At 47.5% G+C, this 9262-nt stretch carries 10 protein-coding genes; 4 read left to right on the top strand and 6 right to left on the bottom strand.

All coding sequences use genetic code 11. The annotated features are described in order from the left end of the window. Positions 1-159 precede the first annotated feature (159 nt). Together Q0R35_RS01705 and ftsH2 are read left to right on the top strand one after the other, a co-directional pair. Positions 160-1050 carry a PhzF family phenazine biosynthesis protein gene (locus Q0R35_RS01705; protein ID WP_295613835.1) on the top strand — a complete coding sequence of 297 codons (891 nt, stop codon included), beginning with the start codon at positions 160-162 and terminating at the stop codon, positions 1048-1050. A gap of 319 nt (positions 1051-1369) precedes the next feature. After that, on the top strand, positions 1370-3253 hold the full coding sequence (ftsH2, locus tag Q0R35_RS01700) for an ATP-dependent zinc metalloprotease FtsH2 (protein ID WP_295613833.1): 1884 nt from the start codon (positions 1370-1372) through the stop codon (positions 3251-3253). A gap of 296 nt (positions 3254-3549) precedes the next feature. On the opposite strand, the gene Q0R35_RS01695 is transcribed toward ftsH2, so the two are convergent. Further along, entirely contained in the window at positions 3550-3621 is a 72-nt protein-coding gene (locus Q0R35_RS01695; protein ID WP_295613837.1) for a hypothetical protein, read from the bottom strand. On the opposite strand from Q0R35_RS01695, the gene Q0R35_RS01690 reads away from it, so the two are divergent. Then, positions 3611-3739: a hypothetical protein gene (locus Q0R35_RS01690; protein ID WP_295613831.1), complete on the top strand. Its 129-nt coding sequence runs from the start codon at positions 3611-3613 to the stop codon at positions 3737-3739. The two genes, Q0R35_RS01695 and Q0R35_RS01690, sit on opposite strands and share 11 nt — an antisense overlap. Positions 3740-3946: 207 nt before the next feature. Here the strand turns inward: Q0R35_RS01690 and Q0R35_RS01685 are convergent, their stop codons facing one another. From Q0R35_RS01685 to Q0R35_RS01675, 3 genes are all read right to left on the bottom strand, one after another. Further along, positions 3947-4141: a hypothetical protein gene (locus Q0R35_RS01685; RefSeq protein ID WP_295613829.1), complete on the bottom strand. Its 195-nt coding sequence runs from the start codon at positions 4139-4141 to the stop codon at positions 3947-3949. A gap of 87 nt (positions 4142-4228) precedes the next feature. Next, the gene (gene pheA, locus Q0R35_RS01680; protein ID WP_295613827.1) at positions 4229-5074 is read right to left on the bottom strand and encodes a prephenate dehydratase; all 846 of its coding nucleotides are present in this window, start codon (positions 5072-5074) and stop codon (positions 4229-4231) included. 147 nt (positions 5075-5221) lie between these two features. Further along, positions 5222-5401 carry a hypothetical protein gene (locus Q0R35_RS01675; protein ID WP_295613825.1) on the bottom strand — a complete coding sequence of 60 codons (180 nt, stop codon included), beginning with the start codon at positions 5399-5401 and terminating at the stop codon, positions 5222-5224. On the opposite strand from Q0R35_RS01675, the gene Q0R35_RS01670 reads away from it, so the two are divergent. Then, complete coding sequence (locus tag Q0R35_RS01670; protein WP_295613823.1) at positions 5382-5981, top strand: DUF1997 domain-containing protein; 600 nt, start codon at positions 5382-5384, stop codon at positions 5979-5981. The genes Q0R35_RS01675 and Q0R35_RS01670 overlap by 20 nt on opposite strands. 108 nt (positions 5982-6089) lie before the next feature. Here the strand turns inward: Q0R35_RS01670 and Q0R35_RS01665 are convergent, their stop codons facing one another. Then, on the bottom strand, positions 6090-6707 hold the full coding sequence (locus Q0R35_RS01665) for a ribonuclease HII (protein WP_295613821.1): 618 nt from the start codon (positions 6705-6707) through the stop codon (positions 6090-6092). A gap of 172 nt (positions 6708-6879) precedes the next feature. Beyond that, positions 6880-9189, bottom strand: coding sequence for an Rne/Rng family ribonuclease (locus Q0R35_RS01660; RefSeq protein ID WP_295613819.1), 2310 nt, complete (start codon positions 9187-9189; stop codon positions 6880-6882). Positions 9190-9262: the final 73 nt, after the last annotated feature.

The following is a 9262-nucleotide window of genomic DNA, read 5'->3' as shown; positions in this document are numbered from 1 at the left end:
TTCCGCAAACATTTTCCGGTATTTTTGCTAATTTATGAGTAAATTCGTAATAGTTTGTAACGATCGGGTCAAGAGATGGGAGATGGGAGATGGGAGAGAGTTTAGACTTCGATCGGCTGGTAAAGTGGGAAAATATGAGGGAAATCAAGCTTGAAGCTAATGGCTAACATTCCTTTTACGATTTTAGATGTGTTTGCAACGGGGAAATATACGGGCAATCAACTGGCTGTGTGTTGGAATGCTGAGAATTTGACCGATCTTCAGATGCAGCAGATCGCGCGGGAGATTAATTTCTCTGAGACTACCTTTGTGACCGACACAGAGCCAGTTAATGGCGGCTACAATACCCGCATTTTCACCCCAACGACTGAATTACCATTTGCCGGACATCCGACGTTAGGAACGGCATTTGCCATCCAACAGCAAATATTAAAGCAGCAGGTCGAACGAGTCAATCTCAATTATCGGGTCGGTCAAATTCCAGTCGATCTTAATTATGTTGATAGCAACCTAGATATTTTATGGATGCACCAACAGCAGCCAAAGTTCTTCGATCCCTTAACTGCGGAAATTTTTGCTGATGTCATTGGCGTAAATCCGACCGATATTGATTCGGGCTATCCGATCGAGCCTGTCTCGACTGGGTTACCATTTATAATAATCCCCCTAAAAACTCTGGCGACGGTCGGGAAGGCTAAGTTAAATCTGGAGCTATACGCACGAGTCGTTGCCGATTTACCAGCACAAGCGATTTTAATATTTTGCCCCGAAACCGTCGATCCAGAACGTCAGCTACACGTTCGGGTTTTTACAGAATGCTTTGGTATTCCTGAAGATCCCGCGACAGGTAGTGCTAATGGTTGTCTGGCGGCGTATCTTGCCAAACAGCAGTATTTTGGCAGTCCCAAGCTAGACATTACCGTCGAACAAGGCATCGAAATGGGTAGATCCTCCTTGCTTTACCTACGAGCTGACTACACACCCGATGTTTGCCCAGTCAGCATCGGTGGTCGAGTCATCAAAATCGCCACAGGTGAATTTATTTTGTAAAACGCTCAATTCCTCGATCGACTGAAACCCAGACAGCGAAAGCTATAAGCTCTGCATGTTCAGGCCCTATCCCCTATTCCCTATCCCCTATCCTCTAATTGCCCCCTTCCCCAAATCTGAGAATTACGTTAAATTTAATTAAGATATGTTTTCAGAAATTTTAAAGCTTATATAGAAAAACTGAATTAACAGAGTCGATCGGGAAGCTGGATGATTTGCAACGACTCGCACTAGCCCAGTCCAACCGCCTTCCCACCTGCTGACAAGATCGGCAGAATCGATTTCAACTCCTAACTCATCCCAAAAGGCAAACAATTTTATGAAGTTTTCGTGGAAACTAGCAGTACTGTGGACGATTCCCGTCCTCGTTGTCGGCTTTTTCGTCTGGCAAGGGGCATTTACACCCGTCACGGCAGAAGTTGGTAAAAATACAGCGAGTACTCGGATGACCTACGGCAGGTTTTTAGAGTATCTCGATGCCAATCGAGTTAAAGCCGTAGATCTCTATGATGGTGGTAGAACCGCGATTGTTGAAGCGATCGATCCAGAACTCGAAAACCGGATGCAACGCCTCCGCGTTGATTTACCCTCTAATTCGCCAGAACTAATTGCCAAACTCAGAGATTCTAATATCTCCTTTGACAGTCACCCCATCCGTAACGATGGTGCAGTCTGGGGTTTCCTCGGTAACTTAGTCTTCCCCGCACTATTAATCGGTGGTTTGTTCTTACTGTTCCGCCGTTCTAATAATATGCCTGGTGGCCCCGGTCAAGCGATGAACTTTGGTAAATCCAAAGCAAAATTCCAGATGGATGCCAAAACTGGGGTGATGTTTGATGATGTTGCTGGAATTGCCGAAGCTAAAGAAGAATTGCAAGAAGTTGTAACTTTTCTCAAACAGCCAGAACGCTTCACAGCCGTTGGTGCGAAGATTCCTAAAGGTGTATTGCTAGTCGGCCCTCCAGGTACTGGTAAAACCCTGTTAGCTAAAGCGATCGCGGGTGAAGCTGGGGTACCGTTCTTTAGTATCTCTGGTTCGGAATTTGTCGAAATGTTCGTCGGTGTGGGTGCATCCCGCGTCCGCGACTTATTCAAAAAAGCCAAAGAAAACGCACCTTGTATCATCTTTATCGATGAAATCGATGCAGTGGGTCGTCAACGTGGCGCAGGTATTGGTGGTGGTAACGACGAACGCGAACAGACCCTCAACCAAATGCTCACTGAGATGGATGGTTTTGAAGGTAATACCGGAATCATCATTATCGCAGCTACCAACCGTCCTGACGTGTTAGACTCGGCTCTACTACGCCCTGGTCGTTTCGATCGCCAAGTACAGGTAGATCCACCCGATGTTGCCGGACGAGTTGAAATCCTCAACGTTCACGCTCGGAATAAGAAATTAGGCGAAGGTGTCTCATTAGAGGCGATCGCGCGGCGGACTCCTGGATTTAGTGGTGCCGATTTAGCCAACTTGCTTAACGAAGCAGCCATTCTCACTGCACGTCGTCGTAAAGATGCCATTTCTAACCTCGAAATCGACGATGCTGTCGATCGCGTCGTTGCTGGGATGGAAGGTACGCCATTAGTCGATGGTAAGAGCAAACGCCTGATTGCTTACCATGAAGTCGGACACGCGATTATCGCAACTCTAATTCCCGCTCACGATCCGCTGCAAAAAGTCACTCTCATCCCACGCGGACAAGCGGCTGGTTTGACTTGGTTCACACCTGCTGAGGATCAATCCCTAATTTCACGGAGCCAACTTCGCGCTCGGATCTGTGGTGCGCTCGGCGGACGTGCGGCTGAAGAAATTATCTTTGGCGACTCCGAAGTAACTACTGGTGCTGGTGGAGACTTACAACAAGTAACCTCGATGGCGCGTCAAATGGTAACCCGGTTTGGGATGTCTAAACTCGGCCCAATGTCACTCGAAAGTCAGTCTGGTGAAGTCTTCTTGGGTGGTAACTGGGGCGCGCGTTCTGAGTACTCCGATGAAGTAGCAGCCCAAATCGACCAACAAGTTCGCGAAATCGTCGATGGTTGCCACAAAGAAACCCTCAAAATCGTTCGTGAAAATCGCTCGGTAATCGATCGCTTGGTAGACATCTTAATCGAGAAAGAAACGATCGACGGTGAAGAGTTCCGTCAAATCGTAGCTGAGTACACAGTGGTACCTGAAAAACCTCAGTTTGCTCCTGCATAGTTAGAATTGAATTAAAAGTTTAATCATTTAAAAGCCCTGCTAGTGTTGAACTAGCAGGGCTTTTTGTCGAGCGAATTTCTAAAGAAATCCCCTCCTCGGAGGGGTGCCCAACGGGCGGGGTGGGTAGATCTCCGCTATAAGCAAACCATTTCCCAACTATCTCCACCCCTAAAAGGTTGGCACAGAATCATAGTTCGATCGGAAATGTTTGAGCATTCGGAGTCGATCGGTTTCAGCGAAGATGTGACCCACCCCGCCCTTCGGGCACCCCTCTGAAGAGGGGATTTATACTCGATTTACGCTTTATGGACAGCTAACTTCTTTCGCATTCGTAGAGCTGCTGTACCGCCGATTAACGTGCCGAAGATCGTGAATGGTTCGGGAACTGCCGTAGTAGTTGAAGGTAAAATATCACCCCCACCAGAAATCGTGTTATTAAAATTACCAAAATCGCTACTTCTTGAACCACTAGTGACTAAAAAGTAATCGATACCAGCAGTGAGCGACGGTACGAAAAAAGTCGAAGTCGATACGCCAGAAGCATTAGGAGACTGAGTAGAGGAACTTAGTAAATTAGTACGATTATTACTAGGATTGAAAGAATTTTCATACAGAGATATTACGTTTTGCCAGCCTGTCGATACGCTGCTAAAGTCGTAGCGGGTGTTAGTGTTGACTTTAAAGTGAAATACACTAAGGAGTAGGCTCTACTGCGTTGAAGAATGCTTGAAATGTCGCTCCACCAGTACTAGTAGTGCCAGCATAAGTTAATGTCGCAGCACTAGCAGGTGCGACTCCCGTGAAACTAAATCCTAAAAAAGAACTAGCCAGAGCGATTCCAGAGGCGATCGCAGTTTGCACAAAATTGGTTGGGAAGGTAGTATGCATATTTTTTCCTAAGAAACCAGAGGATCTGAACCTCTCTAACTAAATATACCCAGTTTACTACTCTAGATCTCACCCATTACACTGATGCTAACAACTGGCGTTGTTGGTGTAATAGCTACCAAAATTTTTGACGGTTTCGGCGTAAACATCCAAATCGGCTAGAGCCGACTTGAGTTCGCGGCAATTATGTAGATCGGTTTCGATATCGATAAAAAACAAATAATCGCCGAGCGAACGCTTGCTAGGGCGAGATTCGATCCGGCTTAAATTTAAACCCCGATTGGCAAAAAATCCCAACGCCCGCATCAAGCCGCCGGGAGTATTCGATCGCAAGCTAAATGCTACAGAGGTACAGTTTCCGGCTAGTGTCGGTTGTAAACTAATCGCCCAAAATTTGGTTTGGTTATCGGGACGATCGTTAATTGGCTGCGCTAAAACTGGCAGCTCGTATAAGTTTGCCGCTCGGACTGAAGAGATGGCGGCGGCTTGGGGGTTGGCGGCTAATGTTGCTAGAGCTGCGGTGGTAGAACTATTGGCAATCCGCGCGGCTTGGGGTAAATGCTGCTGCAACCAGTCTTGACACTGACTCAGAGCTTGCGGATGAGAATATACCGTTTCGATGTGATTTAGACTTGGCGCAACTGAAATTAGCGCGTGATGGATTGGTAAGACGATCGCTTGTTGGATCTGGAGCGGTGCGGCTAGTTGCCAGATTGTATCGGCTGTCATTGTCACACCACCTTCGATCGAGTTCTCGACTGGAACGATGGCTAGTGTGACTTCGCCACTGGCAACGGCAGCCAGCGTTTGGGCGATCGTTGTATAAGGCTGTAAGCAAATGTCGGTGTTAGCCAGTTCCGCCTGAGCATAAGCGATGGCGGCGGCTTCAGCGTAAGTACCTGTCGGCCCCAAATGAGCGATTTTTAAAGTCATGAAGTCTTACCAGAATTTTGACACTAACTCGACAAAATACTGAATCTTTTAATTTTAGCTAGAAATCTCGATCGCCAATGCGATAAACTTCTAAGTAGGTACATTTTATCGTGAGTGTCCATCGATCGATTAAATATTATTTTTTCGCTATGCATTTGGGTACTCGTTGGCAGACTTGCGACTTTCGCGAAGTCGTTGGCGTAGCCTCTGAAAATAAGCATCGCCAGCTAACTTACTGGCTGTTAATAATTGACAATTTAATAATTCTTTTCGGTCGGAATCATAGTTAACTTCCCGATTTATATATATGCAAATCGTTAAATTCACAGCAGATCGATCGGTGGAAATTGCCGTACCCAAACATCCTATTCCCATTCAGCACTATCTTCGTCAGCCACACCGTTTGGTACGATCGCTTGTCGATGCCAATCGGATTCGTCAAGTAGGTGATGATGAGTTTTGTCTGACGATGCGAACGCTAAGTTTTTTTAGTTTCGATCTTCAGCCGACTGTCTATTTGCGCGTGTGGAGTGAGGCTGATGGTACTGTCAGAATTGCTTCTACCAAATGTGAAATTCGCGGCATCGATTATATCGATCGACGATTTAGTCTCGCGCTAGTTGGCAAATTATCGCCATGTCAACAGCAAGGGCAAACATATCTAATCGGACATGCCGATCTCGAAGTTCAGGTAGATCTTCCAGTACCATTAAGTTTCATGCCTAAACCGATCGTCGAATCGGCAGGAAATAGTTTGCTTAAAAGTATTTTAATTACCTTCGAGCAAAGATTGATGCACCAATTATTAGCCGATTATCTGACTTGGGCAAATACAGCAATTCAAGCTACAACCGATCGCACTTCTACTCATGTTCCCAGTATTTTAAAGGGTGAACCGATGGGTTGATAAATTAGGCGACGGCTAAATTAAATTGTGAAGGAGGGGGAAAGGGGAAAGGTTAGATATAGTTTCGATTAATTAGTAATTAGATTTTTCCTGGCTAAAAGATCGACATTATTGCTTAGATTGGAAATACCCAACTTTACAGGGGCTAAAAGATTGGCGATGTTCGGGGGTGATGCCATATTTGGCGATCGCCAGCAGATGATTGGCGGTACCATAGCCCTTATTCTTGCCCAAATGATAGTCGGGGTAAAGATTTGCCAGATCGGAAATTACCCGATCGCGCCAAACTTTAGCTAAAATACTTGCAGCCGCAATCGAAATCGATTTATCCTCGCCTTTGACTAAAGTTTGCTGCGGGATATCGAGATTAGGAATCGATTTATTACCATCTATCAAACATAATTGCGGTAAAACAGGTAAACCCGTAACCGCACGATGCATGGCAAGTAAGGTAGCCTGAAGAATATTTAATGCATCTATTTCGGCAACGCTAGCAACACCAATATTATAGGCGATCGCCAGTTGTTCAATTTGCGGTACTAATAATTCGCGCGAGCGAGCTGAGAGTTTTTTACTATCTTTAATACCCCAATTTTGACAATCGATCGCGGCTGTTTTAGGTAAAATAACGGCAGCGGCTACGACGATGCCAAATAATGCCCCTCGCCCGACTTCATCGACACCAGCGATCGGGTGTTCTTTCAGGCTTAATTCGTAATTAGTCACATCGATCGATAATAGTCCATAGGTTAATCGTCCTCATCCCCAGCCCTTCTCCCTGAGGGAGAAGGGAGCCAGATTTAAAGTCCCTCTCCCTGAGGGAGCGGTGCGCGCACGCTTCTGTTCCCCGACGGTTTAGCGCAACAAGACAGAGGGATTTAGGGTGAGGGCTTTTAAATTAATCTACAGTTGCTGAAGATCGACGTTTGCGTCGCCGATGTTCGGGCAACTCTTCGGTTAATTGAGTTGCGTCGGTTTCTACCATCTCGTCGAGCGGAGTAGGTAATGATGGGATTTCGATCGCCTCCACCACTGCTTCGACTTCATCCACAGGCGATTTTTCTTCAAAATCGATTACCGCTTCATCATCAGGGATGGATGCGACAGTCAATTCAATCGATTCAAAATCGGGGGAGACATCATCGTTATCTACTGCGGCGACTGGTTCGGAATCGATGCTCCTGGGGAGAGACTCCGCCAACGCTTCGGGGGGTAGATTGCCAGGTAATACGATATTTATAATCGCTGTTTTGGGATTATTTAACTCTCGCTCCAACTTTACCAATGGTGAAATTCCCATCCAGGCATAAGTTTCTTTCTCCAGATCTGACATTTCAACATGCACTATTTCTGGTGGTTCGATCGTCGGACGAGTCGGTTTAATCCGCTGTGGTTTGCCGGGACGTTCGCGTTCTTGCGCCTGAGTGTCATCGGTGATGTCGGCGATGTCGGCGATGTCAGCGATCGGATCTGGTTCGATCGGCTCTGGCACGTAGGCTTCAAGTTCCGGCGGTGCGAATTTACTACTAACTAAAGAGGCGCGGGTGCGATCTTCGGTCAATGAGGGAGTGCCGTTGCGAGGATTTGGATTGACACCTCTGGCGATCGCATTACCGTTAACGACGACTGGCGGGCGATCTCGCTCTGTGCTGGGTGTCGGGCGGGGAACGTTCCGCACGACTTCCTCACGATCGGTTCTACCCACGCGGCGGCGACGTTTTTTGCTAGCTCCGTTTTGCTGATAACTGGGGTGATCGACTAAGTTAAAGTCATCTTCGGTTTCGGTACTTTCTGGATTGAAGCTATCCCACTCTTCGGCTGGTTGGCGCGGATCGGGGATGGTGCGCTCGTTCCGGCGCGGGGTGCGGTGCAATCCTCTGCTAGCTACGCTACCAACTCGCGATCGTTCGCGCTGCGGCGTGCTCGAAACCAGGGAAATCGGTACTGCTTCGCCATCGGCACCGTAAACAGTTTCGCCAGGAACGTGGGCTAAATGCCCCAAGCCGCCGCAAGTTGGACAGCTTGCACCAAATAGCTCATAAATGTTTTGACCTTGGCGTTTGCGGGTCAATTCGACTAATCCTAGTTCCGAAAGCTGGGCGATTTGGGGTCTAGCTTTATCGACGCGGAGCTGTTTATTAAAATGTTCCAGCACTTGCAATTGGTCTTTGCGGTAATCCATATCGATAAAATCGATAATAATTACCCCGGCAATGTTTCGCAGTCGCATCTGACGGGCGATTTCGGTGGCGGCTTCGCAGTTCGTCCACAATACGGTTTCGCGGGAGGTATTCGATCGGGTAAACGAACCAGAGTTGACATCGATCACCGTTAATGCCTCGGTCGGCTCAATGATGATATAACCGCCAGATGGTAGATCTACTCTCGGTTTTAATGCTTCCCTAATTGCTGAATTGACGCGGAAATATTCAAGGATCGGCTGGCGTTCGCGATGTCTGTCTACGACTACGCCTGCGGGTAATTGACCGTCATTCCAGCCAGCTAAAGTCTGTTTGACACGTTTGAGACCTTGGTCTGAGTCGATGACGATCCGGTTGACTTCTTGCGAATACATGTCGCGCAAGACTCTTTGAATAAAGTCATCGTCGCGATTGAGTAAAGCTGGTGCGCGGGTAGAATTAGCATCCTGCTGGACGCTTTCCCACTGCTTGCGAAGTTGTTCGAGATCTTCGAGAATTGCCTCTTCTGTGGTGTCTTCGGCTTCGGTGCGGACGAGTAATCCCATCCCTTCGGGTTTGGCGAGTACGGCTAGTGCCCTGAGCCGATTCCGTTCGCCTTCGGAGCGAATCCGCCGGGACAGATTTACACCTTTGCCAAACGGAATTAAGACGACATAGCGACCGGGGAGGCTGACATTACCAGTCAAGCGAGGGCCTTTATTCCCGGTTGGTTCTTTCATGATCTGCACCAACACTTTTTGCTGTGGTGCGAGCAATTCGGTAATCGAGCCAGCACTGCGTCTGAGCCTGAGCGGCCCTAAATCGGTAACGTGGATAAATCCATTTCGCGACGGATCGCCGATGTTGATAAACGCAGCGTCGATCCCTTGTAATACATTTTCGACGATGCCAAGATAGATATCACTGACCTGATGTTGTCCGGTCGCTACTACCAGTTCTTGAATTTGGTCTTCCCCAAATACGGCACCTATGCGGTGTTGCTCCGCAATAATTATTTGCTTTGGCATTCATTTTCCTCGAAAATTAGCAGCATCCCCGGTCGCCTAGAATCGATAGGTGCCGATCGGTGCTGGTATGATG

It is taken from the genome of Chamaesiphon sp. GL140_3_metabinner_50, from assembly GCF_025361915.1.
GTDB lineage: Bacteria > Cyanobacteriota > Cyanobacteriia > Cyanobacteriales > Chamaesiphonaceae > Chamaesiphon.
This window is presented reverse-complemented; position numbering and strand designations above follow the sequence as displayed.

Bases quoted from the DNA above. Each gene is read 5' to 3' on its own strand.
- Q0R35_RS01685 (WP_295613829.1), bottom strand. From the start codon at position 4,141: ATGCATACTACCTTCCCAACCAATTTTGTGCAAACTGCGATCGCCTCT.
- Q0R35_RS01670 (WP_295613823.1), top strand. From the start codon at position 5,382: ATGCAAATCGTTAAATTCACAGCAGATCGATCGGTGGAAATTGCCGTA.
- Q0R35_RS01660 (WP_295613819.1), bottom strand. From the start codon at position 9,189: ATGCCAAAGCAAATAATTATTGCGGAGCAACACCGCATAGGTGCCGTA.
- pheA (WP_295613827.1), bottom strand. From the start codon at position 5,074: ATGACTTTAAAAATCGCTCATTTGGGGCCGACAGGTACTTACGCTGAA.
- ftsH2 (WP_295613833.1), top strand. From the start codon at position 1,370: ATGAAGTTTTCGTGGAAACTAGCAGTACTGTGGACGATTCCCGTCCTC.
- Q0R35_RS01705 (WP_295613835.1), top strand. From the start codon at position 160: ATGGCTAACATTCCTTTTACGATTTTAGATGTGTTTGCAACGGGGAAA.